Annotated in this window: 18 protein-coding genes; 10 read left to right on the top strand and 8 right to left on the bottom strand. The window is 73.1% G+C overall.

Annotation, left to right across the window (positions count from 1 at the left end; genetic code table 11):
* Positions 1-55 precede the first annotated feature (55 nt).
* Positions 56-829 carry an endo alpha-1,4 polygalactosaminidase gene (locus tag ACIP2X_RS24635; protein ID WP_401676508.1) on the top strand — a complete coding sequence of 258 codons (774 nt, stop codon included), beginning with the start codon at positions 56-58 and terminating at the stop codon, positions 827-829.
* A gap of 18 nt (positions 830-847) precedes the next feature.
* Here ACIP2X_RS24635 and ACIP2X_RS24630 read toward each other — a convergent pair whose 3' ends face one another.
* Positions 848-1630, bottom strand: coding sequence for an adenosylcobinamide-GDP ribazoletransferase (locus ACIP2X_RS24630; protein WP_401676507.1), 783 nt, complete (start codon positions 1628-1630; stop codon positions 848-850).
* Positions 1631-1692: 62 nt separating this feature from the next.
* Here ACIP2X_RS24630 and ACIP2X_RS24625 point away from each other — a divergent pair, with 62 nt between their 5' ends.
* Positions 1693-2457 (top strand): hypothetical protein, encoded by a 765-nt coding sequence (locus tag ACIP2X_RS24625; protein WP_401676506.1) that lies wholly within the window; start codon positions 1693-1695, stop codon positions 2455-2457.
* Between the two features lie 721 nt (positions 2458-3178).
* Here the strand turns inward: ACIP2X_RS24625 and cobT are convergent.
* Positions 3179-4261, bottom strand: coding sequence for a nicotinate-nucleotide--dimethylbenzimidazole phosphoribosyltransferase (cobT, locus tag ACIP2X_RS24620; RefSeq protein WP_401676505.1), 1083 nt, complete (start codon positions 4259-4261; stop codon positions 3179-3181).
* 161 nt (positions 4262-4422) lie between these two features.
* On the opposite strand from cobT, the gene ACIP2X_RS24615 reads away from it, so the two are divergent.
* Entirely contained in the window at positions 4423-5502 is a 1080-nt protein-coding gene (locus ACIP2X_RS24615; RefSeq protein ID WP_401676504.1) for a class I SAM-dependent methyltransferase, read from the top strand.
* Positions 5503-5536: 34 nt separating this feature from the next.
* On the opposite strand, the gene ACIP2X_RS24610 is transcribed toward ACIP2X_RS24615, so the two are convergent.
* Positions 5537-6745 (bottom strand): bifunctional adenosylcobinamide kinase/adenosylcobinamide-phosphate guanylyltransferase, encoded by a 1209-nt coding sequence (locus ACIP2X_RS24610; RefSeq protein ID WP_401676503.1) that lies wholly within the window; start codon positions 6743-6745, stop codon positions 5537-5539.
* Between the two features lie 198 nt (positions 6746-6943).
* On the opposite strand from ACIP2X_RS24610, the gene ACIP2X_RS24605 reads away from it, so the two are divergent.
* A complete protein-coding gene (locus ACIP2X_RS24605) occupies positions 6944-7156 on the top strand; it encodes a hypothetical protein (protein WP_401676502.1) in 213 nt (70 codons plus the stop codon).
* A 51-nt stretch (positions 7157-7207) separates the two neighbouring features.
* Here the strand turns inward: ACIP2X_RS24605 and ACIP2X_RS24600 are convergent, their stop codons facing one another.
* The 3 genes from ACIP2X_RS24600 to ACIP2X_RS24590 all read right to left on the bottom strand — a co-directional run bounded on the left by ACIP2X_RS24600 (position 7208) and on the right by ACIP2X_RS24590 (position 9918).
* Positions 7208-8263, bottom strand: coding sequence for a S1C family serine protease (locus ACIP2X_RS24600; protein WP_401676501.1), 1056 nt, complete (start codon positions 8261-8263; stop codon positions 7208-7210).
* A gap of 240 nt (positions 8264-8503) precedes the next feature.
* Complete coding sequence (locus ACIP2X_RS24595; protein WP_401676500.1) at positions 8504-9205, bottom strand: class I SAM-dependent methyltransferase; 702 nt, start codon at positions 9203-9205, stop codon at positions 8504-8506.
* An 83-nt stretch (positions 9206-9288) separates the two neighbouring features.
* Positions 9289-9918 carry a DUF3043 domain-containing protein gene (locus ACIP2X_RS24590; RefSeq protein ID WP_401676499.1) on the bottom strand — a complete coding sequence of 210 codons (630 nt, stop codon included), beginning with the start codon at positions 9916-9918 and terminating at the stop codon, positions 9289-9291.
* A gap of 291 nt (positions 9919-10209) precedes the next feature.
* Here ACIP2X_RS24590 and ACIP2X_RS24585 point away from each other — a divergent pair, with 291 nt between their 5' ends.
* From ACIP2X_RS24585 to ACIP2X_RS24565, 5 genes are all read left to right on the top strand, one after another.
* Positions 10210-10983 carry a PspA/IM30 family protein gene (locus tag ACIP2X_RS24585; RefSeq protein WP_401676572.1) on the top strand — a complete coding sequence of 258 codons (774 nt, stop codon included), beginning with the start codon at positions 10210-10212 and terminating at the stop codon, positions 10981-10983.
* 19 nt (positions 10984-11002) lie between these two features.
* Entirely contained in the window at positions 11003-11284 is a 282-nt protein-coding gene (locus tag ACIP2X_RS24580) for a hypothetical protein (RefSeq protein WP_401676498.1), read from the top strand.
* Between the two features lie 80 nt (positions 11285-11364).
* Positions 11365-12585 carry a sensor histidine kinase gene (locus tag ACIP2X_RS24575; RefSeq protein WP_401676497.1) on the top strand — a complete coding sequence of 407 codons (1221 nt, stop codon included), beginning with the start codon at positions 11365-11367 and terminating at the stop codon, positions 12583-12585.
* Complete coding sequence (locus ACIP2X_RS24570) at positions 12582-13268, top strand: response regulator (RefSeq protein WP_401676496.1); 687 nt, start codon at positions 12582-12584, stop codon at positions 13266-13268. The genes ACIP2X_RS24575 and ACIP2X_RS24570 overlap by 4 nt, the downstream gene beginning before the upstream one ends.
* 155 nt (positions 13269-13423) lie before the next feature.
* A complete protein-coding gene (locus tag ACIP2X_RS24565; protein ID WP_401676495.1) occupies positions 13424-16537 on the top strand; it encodes an efflux RND transporter permease subunit in 3114 nt (1037 codons plus the stop codon).
* Positions 16538-16601: 64 nt separating this feature from the next.
* Here ACIP2X_RS24565 and nadA read toward each other — a convergent pair whose 3' ends face one another.
* Positions 16602-17786, bottom strand: coding sequence for a quinolinate synthase NadA (gene nadA, locus ACIP2X_RS24560; RefSeq protein WP_401676494.1), 1185 nt, complete (start codon positions 17784-17786; stop codon positions 16602-16604).
* Between the two features lie 341 nt (positions 17787-18127).
* Here nadA and ACIP2X_RS24555 point away from each other — a divergent pair, with 341 nt between their 5' ends.
* Positions 18128-18484 carry a HesB/IscA family protein gene (locus tag ACIP2X_RS24555; RefSeq protein WP_399887460.1) on the top strand — a complete coding sequence of 119 codons (357 nt, stop codon included), beginning with the start codon at positions 18128-18130 and terminating at the stop codon, positions 18482-18484.
* 75 nt (positions 18485-18559) lie between these two features.
* On the opposite strand, the gene ACIP2X_RS24550 is transcribed toward ACIP2X_RS24555, so the two are convergent.
* Positions 18560-20160: hypothetical protein (locus tag ACIP2X_RS24550; protein WP_401676493.1), on the bottom strand; the 1601-nt coding region annotated here is incomplete at its 5' end.

Genomic DNA, 20160 nt, shown 5'->3' with positions numbered 1-20160 from the left:
GCCGCATGGGAGATCATCCCTGGGGTACCCCGCCGCACACCCTGGAGCCCGCCCGGTGAGACGCCCGATCCTCCTCGTCGCCCTGCTGTTGCTGCTCGCGGGCTGCACCTCCGCCCCCCGGCCGCCGGAGGACATATGGCAGCCGCGGCCCGGCACCGACTGGCAGTGGCAGCTGCGCGGCCGCCTCGACACCTCCGTCGACGCCCCCGTCTACGACATCGACGGCTTCGACAACTCCGAGGCCAAGGTCGCCGCGCTGCACGACGAGGGCCGCAAGGTCATCTGCTACCTCTCCACCGGCGCCTGGGAGGACTGGCGGCCGGACGCCGGCGAGTTCCCCCGGTCCGTCCTCGGCAAGGGCAACGGCTGGGAGGGCGAACGCTGGCTCGACATCCGCCGCACCGACGTCCTGGAGCCGTTGATGGCCGCCCGCGTCGACATGTGCCGCGACAAGGGCTTCGACGCCGTCGAGCCGGACAACATGGACGGCTACAAGAACGTCACCGGCTTCCCCCTCACGGCCGCCGACCAGCTCCGCTACAACCGGCTTATCGCCGGCCTGGCCCATGAGCGCGGCATGGCCGTCGGCCTGAAGAACGACCTCGACCAGATCCCCGAACTGGTCGGCGACTTCGACTTCGCGGTCAACGAACAGTGCGCCCAGTACGGCGAGTGCGAGGCCCTCACCCCCTTCGTGAAGGCGGGCAAGGCGGTCTTCCACGCCGAGTACGAACTCCCCACCGACCGCTTCTGCGCGGAGTCCCGCCGTCTGGGGCTGAGCTCGCTGCTGAAGAAGTACGAACTGGGGGCCTGGCGCCGCACCTGCTGAGGGATCCGCCGAGGGGGCTCACCCCAGGACGAGCACCAGCAGCGCCGTCGTCGCCGCCGTCTCGGCGAGGGCCCCGAACACATCGCCGGTGACGCCGCCGAACCGGCGCACGCAGTGCCGCAGCAGCGCCTCGGCCACGACGGCGCAGACGGCCACCGCGAGGGCGGCGCGCAGCATGCCGTACGCCCCGAGGAGCGCCCCGCCCGCGGCCGCCGCCACGGTCACCGCGAGGGCGACGCCCACCGCGCCGCGCACCGGGACGACCCCGGCGACGGCCGCGCCCAGCCCTTCCGGCCGGGCGGGCGGTATCCCGGCGCGGGCGGCGAGCGTCAGCGCCAGCCGGGCAGCGGTCGCGGCGACGACGGCGGCGAGCGCGCCTTGGCCCCAGGAGGCGTCGTAGAGCTGCGCCAGAGCCGCCACCTGGGCCAGCAGCACGAAGACCAGGGTGAGCACGCCGAACGGGCCGATGTCCGACTGCTTCATGATGCGCAGCGCGTCCTCGGCGGGCTTGCCGCTGCCCAGCCCGTCCGCCGTGTCGGCCAGTCCGTCCAGATGCAGGCCCCGGGTGAGCACGGCGGGGACGGCGGCACTCGCGACGGCGGCGAGCAGCGGACCCGCGCCGAGGACCAGCGCCAGCAGTCCGGCTCCGGCCGCGCAGAGGCCGACGACGAGCCCGGCGAGCGGCGCGCAGAGCATGCCGCCGCGCGCGGCCTCCCGGTCCCAGCGCGTCACGCGCACCGGCAGGACGGTGAGGGTGCCGAAGGCGAATCGCAGGCCGTGCGGGGGCGGGAGCAGGGGCATCCGGGCAGGTTACGCGACCGCTCGCAGAGCACCTGACCGCGTTCCTGGGCAAACTTGGGCGTATGGGGAACTGGCTGGAACGCAACATCGTCGAGCCCGGCAAGCTCCCTCTGCTGCTCGCCCTCGCCGCCTTCGTGCTGACCTTCCTGATCACCCGGCTCATCACCCGCATGATCCGGGCGGGCCGGGGCCCGTTCCGCAACGTCAGCGCGGGCGGCGTGCATGTGCACCACGTGGTGCCCGGCGTCGTCCTGACCCTCGTCGGCGGCTTCGGCGCGGTGGCGGGCGGCCGGTACGGCTTCGGGTCGTACGTCTCCGCGGTGGTCTTCGGGATCGGCGCGGGCCTGGTGCTGGACGAGTTCGCCCTGATCCTGCATCTGGCGGACGTCTACTGGACCGAGGAGGGCCGCCAGAGCGTCGAGGCGGTCGTGCTCACCGCCGCCCTGGTCGGCCTGTGGGTGGCCGGATTCGCCCCGTTCGGCGTCAACGACCTCGACCAGGACGAGCTCCAGGACCGGGGGTCGGTCATCTCCACGGTGACCGGGAACTTCCTGTTCGCGCTGGTGGCCCTCGCCAAGGGCAAGGCCCGGGTGGCGATCCTCGGCGTGATCATCCCGTTCGTCGCCCTGTTCGGGGCGATCCGGCTGGCCCGCCCGGGGTCGCCCTGGGCCAAACGCCTCTACCGCCGGCGCCCTCGCGCCCGGGCCAGGTCATGCCTGCGCGCCTACCACCACGACCGCCGCTGGCTGGGCCCCACCCGCAGGTTCCAGGACTGGCTCGGCGGCACCCCGGACCCGGAGCGAACCCGCGCCCTGGAAACCCACTGACCCACCGGGTACCTCGGATGTCGCCCCGCCGGCCATCAGGGAGTCGCCCGCCGGGCACCCCGTGAGCCGCCCGCCAGGCGCCTCGTGAGTCGCCCCGCCGGACGCCTCGTGAGTCGCCCTGCCGGATGGCACGGGATCAGTCCCGCCGGACGCTGCGGGATTGGTCCCGCCGGGCACAACGGGAGCCGCCCGCCGGACGCCTCGGGGTTGCCCCGCCGGACACCTCGGGAGCCGCCTGCCAGGCGCCGCATCGCTCCGCCGGACACCTCGTGAGTCGCCCCGCCGGGCGCTGCGGGAGTGGTCCCGCCGGGCGCAACGGGAGCCGGTCGTCGGCCGCCTCGGGGGTTGCCCCGCCGGACACCTCGGAAGCCGCCTGCCAGGCGCCGCATCGCTCCGCCGGACACCTCGGGAGCCGCCCTGCGGGCGCCGCGGGAGTAGTCCCGCCGGACACCACGGAAGCCGCCCCTGCGGCCACCTCGGGAGGCGCCCGCCGGGCGCCTCGTGAGTCGCCCTGCCGGATGGCACGGGATTAGTCCCGCTGGACACAACGGGGCCGCGGACGCCACGGGAGTAGTCCCGCTGGGCACAACGGGGCCGCCCGCCAGGCGCCGCGGGTGTCGCCCTGCCAGCCACCACGGAAGCCGCCCCGGCGGCCACCTCGGGAGGCGGCCGCCGGGAGGGAGGCGCCCGCCGGGCGCCTCGGGAGTTGCCGCAGCGTGTTCTACACCGCCTCCGGCTCCTCGGTGGGTCGCTTCTCCTCGGGGTGTTCGGGCAGTTCCGCCGCGAGCGCGGCCGCGGCCTGGACCAGCGGCAGCGCCAGCAGGCCCCCGGCGCCCTCCCCGACCGAGACCCCATGGTTCAGCAGCGGCTCCAGCGCCATCCGGTCCAGCGCCTTGGCCTGCCCCGGCTCACCGCTGTCGTGCCCGGCCAGCCACCAGTCCGGCGCCCGGAACGCGACCCGCTGGGCCACCAGCGCGCACGCGGCGGCCACCACGCCGTCCAGGATCACCGGCACCTTGCGCACGGCGCACTGGAGCAGGAACCCGGTCATCGCGGCGACATCGGCCCCGCCGACCGCCGCCAGCAACATCAACTGGTCCCCGAGCACCGGCCGCGCCCGCCGCAGCGCGTCCCGGATCGCCGCGCACTTGCGCATCCACACCAGGTCGTCGATCGCGACCCCGCCCCGCCCCGTCACGACGGACGCGTCGGTCCCGCACAGCGCGGCGACCAGTACCGCGGCCACCGTGGTGCCGCCCACGCTCACATCGCCGAGCACCACCAGATCCGTACCGGAGTCGGCCTCCTCGTCGGCCACCGCGACCCCGGCCCGGAACGCCGCCTCGGCCTCCTGCGCCGTCAGCGCGTCCTCGATGTCGATCCGCCCGCTGCCGCGCCGCACCCGGTGCCTGACGACGTCCTCCGGCAGGGCCCGCGGATCGCAGTCGAGCGCCATGTCCACGACCCGCACCGGCACGTCGAGCCGCCGGGCGAGCACCGACACCGGACGGCCGCCCTCCAGTACGTCGCGCACCAGTTCCACCGCGCTGCCCGCGGGCCGCGCCGACACCCCCAGCTCCGCGACACCGTGGTCACCGGCGAACAGCACGACCCGCGGCCGTTCGACCGGCCGTACCGGTACGGCACCCTGCGCCGCCGCCAGCCATTCACCCAGGTCGTCGAGGCGTCCCAGGGAACCGGGCGGCACGATCTGACGCTCCCTGCGCGCCTCCGCGTCGCGGCGCACCCCGCCGTCGGGGCGCTCGATCAGATCGGTGAAGTCGTCGAGATTCAGCGAGCTCATTCGCCGAACAGTACCGGCCCCGGTCGAACAGGACGGCGCCACATGGCGACCACGAACCCACCACGTCGTTGCACCCAAGATCGGGATCCCATACGTTCCGCTTTGCAGCGGATTGTCGTACGTCCCTCCCCGCCCTGTCCGTCGCGCCCCGGGAGTCGCCCATGTCGTCGTCCGCCCCCGCCGCCCCGCCGGCCATCGACCTGCGCCGTGCCAAATACCTCGCCGAACTCGCCCAGGGCACCGAGCGCTTCCACGCGCCCCGCCGCGAGAGCTGCCCCTGGTGCGGCGGGCAGCGCCTGCGCGTCCGCCTCACGGCCCCCGACGTCGTCCAGGGCAAGCCGGGCACGTTCACCGTCGAGGAGTGCGAGGACTGCGCGCACGTCTTCCAGAACCCGGGCCTCACCCCCGAGGGCATGGCGTTCTACCACCGGGACCGGGACGGGTACGAGAGCCCGCCGGCCCGCCGCCGCCACCGCGCGCGGGTCCGGGCGATGCTGCACCTCACGGAGCCGGAGAGCTGGCTGGACGTCGGCACGGGCGAGGGCGACTTCCCCGCCGCCGCGCAGGAGCTGCTGCCGTACACGGCCTTCGACGGCACGGATCCGACCCCCCGGGTGCTGCGCGCCCGCGCCACGGAGCGCGTGGAGGAGGCCTACGTCGGCCACCTCACCACCCCCGGCCTGCTGGGCCGGCTGCGCTCCCGCTACGACGTGGTGAGCGTCTTCCACCAGCTGGAGCGGGCGCCCTCGCCCCGTGAGGAACTCAAGGCGGCGATCGCGGCCCTGCGCCCCGGCGGCCACCTCGTCCTCGAACTGGCCGACCCGCTCAGCGTCTACGCCGCGCTCCTCGGCAAGTGGTGGCCCGCCCACGCGCAGCCGCACCAGCTGCACCTGCTCCCGCCGGCCAACGTGCACAAGGCGCTGGAGGACGGCAACTGCACGATCCTCGCCACGGACGCGGTGGCGCCCCATGTCCCCGCCGACCTCGCCACGGCGGCGGCCCGGGCGCTGTCCCAGGCCCTGCCGTCCCCCGACGCCCCCTGGCGGGCCACCCCGCCCACGGTCCTCCAGCAGGCCGTGCGCACGGCCCTGACGGCGGCCACCGCGCCGGTGCGCCTGACGGCGAGGGCCCTCGACCACGCCCTGGTGCCGCTGGCCCGCCGCTCCGGCTGCTCCAACGCCTACCGGGTGATCGCCCGCAAGAACCCGCAGCCCCCGAACCCGTCCTCCGACGGGCCCTAGGGCGCGCCCGGAACGGCTCGCCCAGGCCGTCGCGTCACCCCCGCAGCACCACGGCCTGCCCCGCCACCACCAGCAGCACCTGCTCGCACTCGGCCGCGAACGCCGCGTTCAGGCGGCCGAGTTCGTCCCGGTAGCGCCGCCCGGACGCGGTGGCCGGGACGATGCCCGAGCCCACCTCGTTCGACACCGCGACCACCACCCGGCGGGTGCTCCGCACCGCGTCCGTCAGCGCGTGCACCCGCTCCCGCAGCGCCTTCTCCCCGCCGTCCGCCCACTCCGCGTCGTCCCACGCGCCCACGGCGTCCATCGCGTCCGTCAGCCACAGCGACAGGCAGTCGACCAGCAGCGGCGGCCCCTCCTGCGTGAGCAGCGGCACCAGGTCGCAGGTCTCCACCGTCCGCCACGAACCCGGCCGCCGCTCCCGGTGCGCGGCGACCCGCTCCGCCCACTCGCCGTCGCCGTTCCGCGTCCCGCCCGTCGCCACGTACAGCACGTCGGGGAACGCCTCCAGCCGCCGCTCCGCCTCCACCGACTTGCCCGACCGCGCCCCGCCCAGCACCAGCGTCCGGCGCGGCACGTCCGGCACGTTCTCGTACGCCCCGACCGCGAGGGTCGCCCCGTCTGGTACGGCCCGCGCCCCCGCCGCGGCGAGCCGGCGCCGCAACTCGGGCCCGGGCGGCACGTCGTGGTCCAGGTGCACGGCGACGACGTCCGTCGTGGGCCCGACCGCACCCACCGCCCGCAGCCGCGCCAGCGCGTCCGGCCGCCCCACGACGTCCAGGAGCACCATGTCGTACGGCTCCGCCGTCTGCGTCCCCTCCTCCAGCCCGGCGGGCGCGCACCCCGGCGGCAGATACAGCAGCCGCTTGCCGTCCGGCCCGGTCACGGCGTACCCCGTCCCGGGCGAGTCCATCGCCAGCGCCCGCACCCGATGCCCCGTCAGCAACGCCAACTCCCGCCCGTCCGGCACCCGTCCCGGCTGCGGGAGCCCGGCCGGCACCTCCACCGGCGGCCCGTTGTGCGGGTGCGACAGCAGCACCTGCCGCACCCCCGCCAGCGACCGTCCCGCCCGCGCCGCCGCGAACGCCGCGCCGGGCGTCAGGTCGAGCAGCAGCGCCCCGTCCACCAGCACGGACGTCGCCGCCCGCGCGTCGGCACCGAGCGCGGTCGCGCACGCCGCACAGGGACAGTCGGGGCGGGGGAGTCCCGCGGGGGCGCCGGTGCCGAGCAGAGTCAGTTCCACGATCCGATTTTCGCCGGTCGCCGTCCGTCATGCGCGCCCGGGAGGGCCCGACCGGCGTGGCCGGGCCGCCGCGCACCCTCGATGTGGCCGATCACCCGCGCTCTGATGCCGGCTCACCCGGCGGAGCGCATAGGCTCGGGGCCGGTGCCGGGCGAGATCCGGCCCGGCCCTGCAGGTGCCGACAGCTGGGAGGCGTACATGGCGGCATGGACGTGGCGGTTCGAGAAGTCCGACGGGACGGAGGTCCAGCCCGCGGTGCAGCCCGAGGAGTTCACCACGCAGGGCGACGCCGAGTCCTGGCTCGGCGAGCAGTGGAAGGAGCTGGTCGCCGGGGGCGCGGACCAGGTGCGGCTGTTCGAGGACACCACCGAGATCTACGGGCCGATGAGCCTGCACGCGGAAGACGCCTGACGGGACGGGGCGGCCGCACGGCCGCCCTTCTCCTCGCCGTCACTGCTCGCGTCACTGCTCGCCGAGCGTCACGTCGACGGTCCGCTCCTGGCCGTCGCGGGTGAACGTCACCGTCGTCCGCGCGCCCGGCCGCAGCGCCGCCAGCGCCTGTGCGAGCGAGGTGATGCTGGTGACCTCCGTGTCACCCAACCCGGTGATGACGTCCCCGGCCCGGATACCGGCCTCGGCCGCCGCCTCACCCGGGTGCACCTCGACGACGGCCACCCCGTCCGAGCGGTAGTCGGCGTCGACGACGGTGCGGCCCGTGATGCCGAGCGCCGCCCGCCCCGAGTTCGTGACCCGCCCGTCCCGCACGATCTGACCGGCGATCGACCGGACCGTGGACGCCGGGATCGCGAACCCGATGCCGGGCGCCGCGCCCTCGCCGAGGCTCGGGTCGGTCGCGGCGAGCGAGGGGATGCCGATGACCTGACCGTCGAGGTTCACCAGGGCGCCCCCGCTGTTGCCGGGGTTGATGGCCGCCGAGGTCTGCACCATGTTGGCGATCGTCGCGCCCGAGGCCCCGCCCTCGCCTGGCCCGGTGACGGTCCGTCCGGTCGCGGAGACGATCCCCTGGGTGACGCTCGACGACAGTCCGAGCGGCGATCCCATGGCCAGCACGATCTGCCCGACCTCGACCTTCGCCGAGTCCGCGAACCGTGCCGGGCGCAGCCCCTGGGGAGGCTTTTCCAGCTTCACCACGGCCAGGTCCTGTTCGGGGTAGGAGGAGACGAGCCGCGCGGTGAGCTGGTCCTCGCTGTTGGCCGTCGTCACGCGGAACGTCCGCTGATCACCGACGACGTGCGCGTTGGTGACGATGTGGCCCTTGTCGTCGAAGACCACCCCGGAGCCCAGGTCGCTGCGGCCCTGGATCTGCACGACCGACGGCAGGGCTTCCTTGATCACCTGCTGGTATTCGGTCTGGAGGTCGTTCGCCGCTCTCGGCGCCACGGCGCGCGCGGTGGTCCTGCCCGCGTCCGTCCCGCCCACCGTGCAGCCGGGAACGAGCAGGAGGCAGCACAGGACGCCCACGCGACGGCGTGGGACCCGGTAGGGGTGAGCTTCCATGCCCCGAGTCTGGCGTTCCGCCCCCCACCAGGGCCCGCCCGATACACCCGAACGGGCAACAGGCCCTGGGGCCTGTCTGACAATTCCCGTCTGCCGGACGGCGCCATGCACGCACTCTCGCCGCACCGGGCCCTGACCCGAGTACGTCCAGTACGCGGGTCAGGGCCCGGCGCCCCGAGAGCACGCACCTGACGCCGTCCGGCCGCCCTCCGTGCGACGACGCGAATTGTCAGACAGGCCCTAGCCGCGTACCCCGCACAGATGCAGCAGTGCCGCTACCCCCCGGTACGGGTCCGTCCGGCCGGCGCGTTCCTCCACCGCCAGCAGGGTCTCCACGTCGGCCGGCGGCTGCGCCCCGTCGGCGGCGGTGTCGGTGAAGACGCGCACGCCGTACCAGGCGTGCAGCGGCGCCCCGATCCCGGCGAGCGTGGCGGTCAGCGTGTCCAGACGGTCGGCCCGGACGTCGAGCCCCAGCCGGTTGCGGTACGCGGTGGTGTCGAAGGCGGCGAGCGCCGTGCCCCAGTCGCCGGAGAGCCCCGGCCGCAGGGCGAGCGCGTCGCCGTTGCGCACCAGCAGCGACAGCAGCCCGCCCGGCGCCAGCATCCGCGCGAGCCCCGCCACCAGCGGATCGGGGTCGTCGACATACATGAGCACGCCATGACAGAGCACGAGATCGAAGCTGCCGGGCAGGAAATGAACCCCCGTGTCCCGGCCGTCCCCCTCGACGAGCCGCACCCGCTCGCGGATCCCCTCCGGCTCCGCGGCGAGCGCCGAGCGCGCCGCCGCGAGCATGGTGGTGTCCTTCTCCATGCCGGTCACCTGGTGTCCGGCTCGGGCCAGCCGCAGTGCCTGCGTGCCCTGGCCCGTCCCCACGTCGAGCACCCGAAGGCGCTGTCCGACGGGGAAGCGCCCGGCTATCTGCTCGTCGAGCTGCCGGGCCACCAGTTCCTGCCGTACGACATCACGCAGCCCGCCGAGCTTGCTCAGCCAGGCCTTTGCCGCACCCTCGGGGAAGGACGTCGCGCTCAGGGCCGCTCTCCGCGCTTGACCTGCGGCTTGGGCAGCCGGAGTCGGCGCATCTGGAGGGAGCGCATCAGGGCGTAGGCGACCGCGCCGCGCCTGTTCTCGTCGGGGAAGCGCTCGGCCAGCCGCTTCTTCAGCCGGTATCCGGTGAGCACCGAGTCCAGCACGATCAGCACGATCACGACCAGCCACAGCAGCAGCGCGATGCTCTGCAGCGACGGCACCCGCACCATGCTCAGCACCAGGATGACCACGGCCATCGGCAGGAAGTACTCCGCGATGTTGAACCGCGAGTCGACGAAGTCGCGCGCGAAGCGGCGCACCGGGCCCTTGTCGCGGGCCGGCAGATACCGCTCGTCACCCCCGGCGAGCGCCTGGCGCTGCCGCTCCATGGCGGCACGGCGCTCCTCGCGCTGGCGCTTGGCGGCGTCCTTGCGGGTCATCGACGTATTGGCGACGCTGCGGCGCTGGGACTGGGCCGCACTGCGCTTGGGCGTCGGCCGACCCTTCGGGGCCTGCGGGTCACGGGGCTGCTGGGAGTCGGACACCTGGGCCTGGGCGGCGACGGCGGCCTTCTCGTCTTTGGCACGGCTACGGAACACAAAACCCAAGGGTACGGGGTCCAGGGGCATGGACCCCAGTCCCGCGGGGAACGATCCCGCAACACCAGTCGTCTGTAAGGGGACAGAGGGGACGATGCGTACGCTCTCGGATCCCCCCGGATCCCTCGGGGCATACCCGGGGACCACCTACTCCCTACGCCGGAGCGGGAGCGCACTCAGTCGTCCTTGGGGATGAGCGCATCCGTCCCCGAACAGTGCGGTAATGGATGCAGGGCCCGTACTGTGGGTTCTGTCGCAGAGCTGGAGCCGGAGTCCGTCAGAAGGGGGCGCGCGAAGCCCATGAGCGGTGTCATGAAGCGTATGGGGATGATCTTCCGCGCGAAGGCGAACAAGGCCCTTGACAGGGCCGAGGACCCGCGCGAGACCCTCGATTACTCGTACCAGAAGCAGCTGGAGCTGCTCCAGAAGGTCCGCCGCGGCGTCGCGGACGTGGCCACCTCCCGCAAGCGCCTGGAACTCCAGCTGAACCAGCTGCAGACCCAGTCCACCAAGCTGGAGGACCAGGGCCGCAAGGCGCTGGCGCTGGGCCGTGAGGACCTGGCCCGTGAGGCCCTGTCCCGCCGCGCAGCCCTCCAGCAGCAGGTCACGGACCTCGAGACGCAGCACGCGACGCTCCAGGGCGAGGAGGAGAAGCTCACCCTGGCCGCCCAGCGCCTCCAGGCCAAGGTCGACGCCTTCCGCACCAAGAAGGAGACGATCAAGGCCACGTACACCGCCGCGCAGGCCCAGACCCGCATCGGCGAGGCCTTCACCGGCATCTCCGAGGAGATGGGCGACGTCGGCCTGGCCATCCAGCGCGCCGAGGACAAGACCGCCCAGCTCCAGGCGCGGGCCGGCGCGATCGACGAACTGCTCGCCTCCGGCGCTCTCGACGACCCCACGGGCATGGCGAAGGACGACATCCAGGCCGAGCTGGACCGCCTCTCCGGCGGTACGGACGTGGAGCTGGAGCTGCAGCGCATGAAGGCGGAGCTGGCCGGCGGCACCAGCGGCCAGCAGGCCATCGAGGGCGGCAAGGACCAGCCCCAGTCGCAGCAGCAGCCGCAGGACACCCCGCGCTTCGACAAGCAGTAGTCACTCACCGGAGGGCGACATGATCGTACGGATCATGGGGGAGGGCCAGGTGAGGCTGGCCGACGGCCACCTCACCGAGCTGAACAAGCTGGACGACGAACTGCTGGCGGAGATGGAGAACGGCGACGGCCCCGGCTTCCGCCGTACCCTCCAGGCCCTCCTGACCAAGGTCCGTGAACTGGGCGAGCCCCTGCCGGACGACTCCCTGGAACCCTCCGAGCTGATCCTCCCCTCCTCCGACGCGACCCTGGAGCAGGTCCGCGAACTGCTCAGCGACGACGGCCTGATCCCCGGAGGCTGACGGACCGGACCGGGCCGTACGGCGCGAGCGCCGTCGGCCCCCGTTCCCAGCCCCGGGGGGTACCCGTACCGTTGACAGCCGTGAGCACCCTCGAAAGCGCCCGGCGCCGTCTGAAGGCGCACCCCACGGCGCTGGACGCGGCGCTCGCGGCCGGCGTCCTGGTCTGCATGGTGGCGGGCTCCTTCGTGGACCCGCGCGACAAGCACGGCGTCGACTGGGTGCTGCGCACCCCGGACCCCCTCAGCCTCGTCCTCATGGTGTTCGCCGCGGGCGCCCTGGTGCGCCGCCGCAGCGCCCCGCTGCGGGTGCTCGCCCTCACCGGCTCCTTCGCGGTCGTCGAGTTCGTCACCGGCAACCCGAGGGCCCCGGTCGCCATGGCCGCCGTGGTCGCCCTCTACACCGTCGCCGCCACCACCGACCGCTCCACCACCTGGCGCGTCGGGCTGCTCACCATGACCGTGCTGACCGGCGCCGCCATGCTCGCCGGCCCGCTGCCCTGGTACGCCCAGGAGAACCTTGCCGTCTTCGCCTGGACGGGCATGGCCGCGGCCGGGGGCGACGCGGTCCGCAGCCGCCGGGACTTCGTGCAGGCCATCCGGGAGCGCGCCGAGAAGGCCGAACGCACCCGCGAGGAGGAGGCCCGCCGCCGGGTCGCCGAGGAACGGCTGCGCATCGCCCGCGACCTGCACGACGTGGTCGCCCACCACATCGCCCTGGTCAACGTGCAGGCCGGGGTCGCCGCGCACGTCATGGACAAGCGCCCCGACCAGGCCAAGGAGGCCCTCGCGCACGTACGCGAGGCCAGCCGTTCCGCGCTCAACGAACTGCGTGCCACCGTCGGCCTGCTGCGCCAGTCCGACGACCCCGAGGCCCCGACGGAACCCGCACCCGGCCTGGACCGCCTCGAAGAACTCGTGGGCACCTTCCGCAACGCCGGACTGCACGTCGAGGTCGCCCGGGCCGACCACGGCACCAACCTCCCCGCCGCCGTCGGCCTGGCCGCCTACCGCGTCGTCCAGGAAGCCCTCACCAACGTCCAGAAGCACGCCGGAACGTCCGCCAGGGCCGAGGTCAGCGTCGTGCGAGTGGGCCAGAACATCGAGATCACCGTCCTCGACGACGGCTCCGGCGAGGACGACGGCCCCGTCTCCGGCGGCGGCCACGGACTGCTCGGCATGCGTGAGCGCGTCACCGCCCTGCGCGGCACCCTCACCACCGGTCCCCGCTACGGCGGCGGCTTCCGCGTGCATGCCATCCTGCCGGTCAAGACCCGCGCCGCCTCAGCGAAGGACCCCGCATGACGATCCGTGTCCTGCTCGCCGACGACCAGGCCCTGCTGCGCAGCGCCTTCCGCGTGCTCGTCGACTCCGAGCCCGACATGGAGGTGGTCGGCGAGGCGTCCGACGGGGCGGAGGCGGTGGAGCTGGCCAGGGAACGGCGCGCCGACGTCGTCCTCATGGACATCCGGATGCCCGGCACCGACGGTCTCGCCGCCACCCGCCTGATCAGCTCCGACCCCGACCTCACCCATGTCCGGATCGTCATCCTGACCACCTTCGAGGTCGACGACTACGTGGTGCAGTCGCTGCGCGCCGGGGCCTCCGGCTTCCTCGGCAAGGGCTCCGAGCCGGAGGAGCTGCTCACCGCCATCCGGGTCGCGGCCGGCGGCGACGCGCTGCTCTCCCCGGCCGCCACCAAGGGCCTGATCGCCCGCTTCCTGGCCCAGGGCGGCGACGGCCACGACGGCGAGCGCGACCCGGCCCGCGCCGAGCGCCTCGACGCGCTCACCGTGCGCGAGCGCGAGGTGCTGGTCCAGGTCGCGGGCGGGCACTCCAACGACGAGATCGCCGAGCGTCTGGAGGTGAGCCCGCTGACGGTGAAGACGCACGTCAACCGGGCCATGGCCAAGCTGGGCGCCCGCGACCGGGCACAGCTCGTGGTGATCGCGTACGAGTCGGGGCTGGTACGTCCGAGGGTGGACTGACGCCGGATCGCCGTACTGCGGCGGGAGTAGGCGCGGGCCGAGAAATGGACCCAGGGCCGACGGATCACCCTCCGGCGATGGCTCAGGGTGTAGGTACGGGCGCTCACGTGTGCCCGGTGCTTCCGCCCCAGGCCACAGAAGAGAGACGCTGACCCATGTCCTGGCTGTCGAGATTCAGCCTCGCGCAACGGGCCCTGATAGGGCTGATGTCGATCATCGCGCTCGCCTTCGGGGCGATCGCGATCCCGCAGCTCAAGCAGCAGCTGCTGCCCACCATCGAACTGCCCATGGTGTCGGTCCTCGCCCCGTACCAGGGCGCGTCCCCGGACGTGGTCGAGAAGCAGGTCGTCGAGCCCATCGAGGACAACCTCGAAGCCGTCGACGGCATCACCGGCGTCACCTCGACGGCGAGCGAGGGCAACGCCGTGATCATGGCGTCCTTCGACTACGGCAACAACACCGACCAGCTCGTCGCCGACGTCCAGCAGGCCGTCAACCGGGCCCGCGTGCAGCTCCCGGACGACGTCGACCCGCAGGTCATCGCCGGATCGACGGACGACATCCCGACCGTCGTGCTCGCCGTCACCTCCGACGAGGACCAGCAGGCGCTCGCCGACCGGCTGGACCGGACCGTCGTCCCGTCCCTGGAGGACATCGACGGCGTCGGCCAGGTCACGGTCGACGGCGTGCGCGACGTCCAGGTCTCCGTCACCCCCGACGACAGCGACCTGGCCCGGGCCGGCCTCACCGTCCAGAGCCTCGCCCAGGCCCTCCAGGCGGGCGGCGCCACCGTCCCGGCCGGCTCCTTCGACGAGGACGGCAGCAACCGCACCGTGCAGGTCGGCGGCGCCTTCACCTCGCTGGCGCAGATCGAGGACCTGATGCTCACCGGGGAGGGCGTCAAGAAGCCCGTACGCCTCGGTGACGTCGCCGAGGTGACCGAGCGGCAGGCCAAGGCCGACTCCCTCACGCGCACCAACGGCAAGCCCAGCCTGGCCGTCGCCGTCACCATGGACCACGACGGCAGCGCGGTGGCCATCTCCAAGGCGGTCGAGGACAAGCTGCCCGAGATGCGCGCGGACCTCGGCTCCGGCGCGACCGTCACGGTCGTCAGCGACCAGGGCCCGGCGGTGTCCAAGGCCATCGAGGGCCTGACCACGGAGGGCGCGCTCGGCCTGGTCTTCGCGGTCCTGGTCATCCTGGTCTTCCTGGCCTCGATCCGCTCCACCCTGGTCACCGCGGTGAGCATCCCGCTCTCCGTCGTGCTTGCCCTGATCGTGCTGTGGACGCGGGACCTGTCCCTCAACATGCTCACGCTGGGCGCCCTGACCATCGCCATCGGCCGGGTCGTCGACGACTCGATCGTGGTGCTGGAGAACATCAAGCGCCACCTCGGCTACGGCGAGGAGCGCCAGTCGGCGATCCTGAACGCGGTCCGCGAGGTCGCGGGCGCGGTGACGTCCTCCACCCTCACCACCGTCGCGGTGTTCCTGCCGATCGGTCTGGTCGGCGGCATGGTGGGCGAGCTGTTCGGCTCGTTCTCGCTGACCGTCACGGCCGCCCTGCTGGCGTCGCTGCTGGTCTCGCTGACGGTCGTACCGGTCCTGTCGTTCTGGTTCCTGCGGGCCCCCAAGGGCACCCCCGAGGACGCCGACGAGGCGCGCCGCCTGGCGGAGGAGAAGGAGGCCCGCAGCAAGCTCCAGCGCTTCTACGTCCCCGTCCTGCGCTTCGCCACCCGGCGCCGGCTCACCAGCGTGGCCATCGCGGTCGTGGTCCTGCTCGGCACCTTCGGCATGGCGCCGCTGCTGAAGACCAACTTCTTCGACCAGGGCGAGCAGGCCGTCCTCACCATCAAGCAGGAGCTGAAGCCCGGCACCAGCCTGGCGGCGACCGACGCCGAGGCGAAGAAGGTCGAGCAGCTGCTCGCCGACACCGAGGGCGTCAAGGACTACCAGGTGACGGTCGGCTCCTCCGGCTTCATGGCCGCCTTCGGCGGCGGCACCGACACCAACCAGGCCTCGTACTCGGTGATGCTGGAGGACTCGGCGTCCTTCGAGGACGTCCAGGACAGCCTCGACGCCGGCCTGAAGAAGATCGACGGGCTCGGCACGACCACGATCGCGGCCGGTGACGGCTTCGGCAGCCAGGACCTCAGCGTCGTCGTGAAGGCGGCCGACGCGGACGTGCTGAACAAGGCCGCCGAGGAGGTCCGCAAGACGGTGGCCGGCCTGGACGACGTCACCGACGTCACCAGCGACCTGGCGCAGAGCGTCCCGCGCATCTCCGTGACCGCGAAGGACGCGGCGGCCACCGCCGGCTTCGACGACCAGACGCTCGGCGCGGCCGTCGCCCAGGCGGTGCGCGGCACCACGGCGGGCAAGGCGACGCTGGACGACACCGAGCGGGACATCGTCATCACCTCGGCGAAGCCGGCCGACACCATCGCCGAGCTGCGCAGGCTCCCGCTGGGCACCGTGAAGCTCGGTGAGATCGCGACCGTGAAGCTGGTGGACGGTCCGGTCTCCATGACCCGGATCGACGGTCAGCGCGCGGCGACCATCACCGCCAAGCCGACCGGCGACAACACGGGCGCGGTCAGCACCGAGCTCCAGTCGAAGATCAACGCCCTGGACCTCCCGGACGGCGCCACCGCCCAGATCGGCGGCGTCTCCGAGGACCAGGACGAGGCCTTCGTCAACCTGGGCCTGGCGATGCTGGCGGCCATCGCGATCGTCTTCATGCTGCTGGTCGCGACCTTCCGCTCGCTGGTCCAGCCGCTGATCCTGCTGGTCTCCATCCCGTTCGCCGCGACGGGCGCGATCGGCCTGCTGATCCTGACCGGCACCCCGATGGGCGTCCCCGCGATGATCGGCATGCTGATGCTGATCGGCATCGTGGTGACCAACGCCATCGTGCTGATCGACCTCATCAACCAGTACCGCAAGCAGGGCTACGGCGTTGTCGAGGCCGTGGTCGAGGGCGGCCGGCACCGGCTGCGCCCGATCCTGATGACCGCCCTGGCGACCATCTTCGCCCTGCTCCCGATGGCGCTCGGGATCACCGGCGAGGGCGGCTTCATAGCCCAGCCGCTGGCCGTGGTGGTGATCGGCGGCCTGATCAGCTCCACCCTGCTGACCCTGCTGCTGGTCCCGACGCTGTACGCGATGCTGGAGCTGCGCAAGGAGCGCCGCGCGAAGAAGCGGGCCGCCAAGCGGCAGGCGAAGACGCAGGTCCCGGCGGAGCCCCAGCCGGAGCCGGCGCAGGTCTGACCGGACGACGAAGGGGGCCGCACCCACGGGTGCGGCCCCCTTCACGTCGCTTCGGTGCCGGTGGCTACGGCAGCGCCAGCATCCGCTCCAGCGCCAGCTTCGCGAACGCCTCGGTCTCCTTGTCGACCTCGATCCGGTTGACCAGGTTGCCCTCGGCCAGCGACTCCAGGGCCCACACCAGGTGGGGGAGGTCGATCCGGTTCATGGTCGAGCAGAAACAGACCGTCTTGTCGAGGAAGACGATCTCCTTGCCCTCGGGCGCGAAACGGTTCGCCAGCCGGCGGACCAGGTTCAGCTCGGTGCCGATGGCCCACTTGGAGCCGGCCGGCGCGGCCTCCAGGGTCTTGATGATGTACTCCGTCGAGCCGACGTAGTCGGCGGCGGAGACCACCTCGTGCTTGCACTCGGGGTGGACCAGCACGTTCACACCGGGGATGCGCGCGCGGACGTCGTCGACCGAGTCGAGGCTGAAGCGGCCGTGCACCGAGCAGTGGCCGCGCCACAGGATCATCTTCGCGGCCCGCAGCTCGTCGGCGGTCAGCCCGCCGTTCGGCTTGTGCGGGTTGTAGACGACGCAGTCCTCCAGGGACATGCCCATGTCCCGTACCGCGGTGTTCCGGCCGAGGTGCTGGTCGGGCAGGAACAGCACCTTCTCGCCCTGCTGGAACGCCCAGTCCAGCGCCCGCTCGGCGTTGGACGAGGTGCAGATGGTGCCGCCGTGCTTGCCGGTGAACGCCTTGATGTCGGCGGACGAGTTCATGTACGAGACGGGCACGACCTGCTCGGCTATGCCGGCCTCGGTCAGCACGTCCCAGCACTCGGCGACCTGCTCGGCCGTCGCCATGTCGGCCATCGAGCAGCCGGCGGCCAGGTCAGGCAGCACGACCTTCTGGTCGTCGCCGGTGAGGATGTCCGCGGACTCGGCCATGAAGTGCACGCCGCAGAAGACGATGTACTCGGCCTCGGGGCGCGCCGCCGCGTCCCTGGCCAGCTTGAAGGAGTCGCCCGTGACGTCCGCGAACTGGATGACCTCGTCGCGCTGGTAGTGGTGGCCGAGCACGAAGACCTTGTCGCCGAGCTTCTCCTTGGCCGCGCGGGCGCGCTCCACCAGGTCCGGGTCGGACGGCGACGGCAGGTCACCGGGACACTCGACGCCGCGCTCGCTCCTCGGGTCGGCCTCCCGGCCGAGCAGCAGCAGGGCGAGGGGCGTCGGCTGTACGTCGAGCTCCTGGGTCTGGGCGGTGGTCACGACACACACCCTTTCTGTTCTGCGGCTCGCCGGTCCGGGGAAGCCGGGCCGGCGGGACATTCGGGACATCTTCTCGACTTTTCGTCGGAATGACGCTATCTATCATAACCGCTTCACGTCAGTTTGACGATGGCCATAGTGTCGGTGTGACGTGAATCCTGACACCTCGCTGTCGAATGGCGTTGCCCCGCTGTCCACGAGTGCTGTGCGCCCGCGAGGGCATGTGCGAGCATGAAGAGGGCGCCAAGGAGAAAGACCCGGGCCCGGCCCGGAATGAATCCGCGTCCCCGCCGGTTGCAACCGTCGGCAAGCAGTCTCCGTACAACCCGGGAGAGATGTAGATGTCCGTATCGGACGAGTCCACCACCGTCACCGACGGCATCATCGTGACCGACGCCGCCGCGTCCAAGGTGAAGGCGCTGCTCGACCAGGAAGGCCGTGACGACCTCGCCCTGCGCGTCGCCGTCCAGCCCGGTGGCTGCTCCGGCCTGCGCTACCAGCTCTTCTTCGACGAGCGCTCGCTCGACGGCGACGTGGAGAAGGACTTCGGCGGGGTCAAGGTCGTCACCGACCGGATGAGCGCTCCCTACCTGGGCGGCGCCACCATCGACTTCGTGGACACCATCGAGAAGCAGGGCTTCACGATCGACAACCCGAACGCGACGGGTTCCTGCGCCTGCGGCGACTCCTTCAGCTGAGCGGTCGCGTCACCGAGGCCACATGTGAAGGCGGCGGCCCCCCGCGAGGGGGCCGCCGCCTTCACATGTGCCAGGTCAGCCGGGCAGCCGCGCCCCCGGCTTCTCCAGCGGCACGGCCTTGCCGTCCGTGCCCACGACCTTCCGGTCGCCGAGCGGCTCCGCCAACTGCACGGTCCGGTGCTGGACCTTGGCGATCAGGATGCAGACCTTGTCCTTCCACGGCTTCTCGGTCACCGTCACGGTCACCCGGCCGGGCGCCTCGACGGCCTTCGCCGTGTAGTCGGCGCAGACCCCGCCCGTGAAGCGCACGGTCAGTTCGCGGCCCTCGGCGGTGTAGCCCTCCACCCGGACGTCACGGGTGCCCGTCCCGTCGCCCGGTTCGGACGGCCCGGGGCTGGGCCGCCCCTCCGGCGGGGCCGGGCTCAGGTACTTCGGGTCGATCGCCGGATAGGCCACCGTGTGGCTGTCCTGGGCCCCCGGCGCCCGCACCTCGAACAGCCAGGCCGGCACCAGCGCGGGCCGGGTGCCCACCGAGTGCGAGGCCAGCCCGAACACCGCGTCCTCGACGGCGATCGGCTCCCGCGGCGCGCTGCTCGGCGCCTCCTCGCAGGGCGCCGCCGGCTGCTCGCCCTCCAGCGGCACGGGATCGGCGCAGCCGCCGATACCGGCCCGCGGGGCGGTGTCCTGGGCCCCGTTCAGCAGCTCCAGCGTCCGCTCCGCGCTCAGCACGGGGTACGTGTCCCCCTTGTCCGGCGCGGTCAACTGGCCGTTGGCGGCGACCACCTCGCCCTGGGCGCCGACCGTGACGCCGGTGGGCCAGCCGTACGTCGGCAGCCCGCCGACCACCGGGTCGGCGTTCACCACGCGCCGGGCGCCGAGGACCAGGTCGGCGTCGACCTTGGCGGAGTCCTGCCCGACCGCCTTCAGGACGGGCGCGGCCGCCTTCCTCGCCGTCTCCTCGCCCACCGGCACGTCGGTGCCGGTGGCGGGGGCCTTGGCGCACACCGTGGTGCTCCGGCAGTTGTCCGTGCCGGGGCTGTGGCGATGGAACGTCCAGGTGCCGGGCGCCTCCCGGTTCACCTGGAGGCGCGGGCCCTGACCGTCGCCGCCGCCGATCCGCCAGGCCCCTCCTTCGGCGACGGGCTTCCCGTCGAGGCCGAGCGCGCCGGCGAGCCGCACCACGTCCTCCTCGGTGACCTCGCCCCTCGGCCAGTGCACGGCCGCCGAGCCGGGACCCTCCGGGAGGGCGCCGTCCGCCCTGTAGGTGACGCCGTTGGGGACGGGCTCGCCCGGGGCGATGCCCTTGTCGCCGCCGGACGAGTAACCGTCCAGGGCCAGCGGCGGGGGCGTCGCGCTCCGCGCCGGGGCGCCCGAACCGGAGCCCCCGGCGGCCGACGCCGCGAGGTAGGCACCGCCACCCCCCGCCAGCAGAACGGCGGCGGCGACGGAGGCGACGACGGCGGGGGAGCGACGACGACCGAACCGAAAGCGGCCCTCGGCGACCGGCCCGTGACCCGCCTCCTGGGCCTGCGACTCATCCGCGTCCGGGGCCGGCGCTTCCGTGGGCTCGGCAGATTGCGCTTCGCCGGGAGCCTGGGCCTGCGGCCCGTCTGCCTCTGGTGCATGTTCGGCGTCCGCGTCCGGTGCTGCCGCGTCGTCCGGCCGGGGGGTTTCGG

The organism is Streptomyces sp. NPDC089424 (assembly GCF_044749345.1).
In the GTDB taxonomy this organism is placed as follows: domain Bacteria; phylum Actinomycetota; class Actinomycetes; order Streptomycetales; family Streptomycetaceae; genus Streptomyces.
This window is presented reverse-complemented; position numbering and strand designations above follow the sequence as displayed.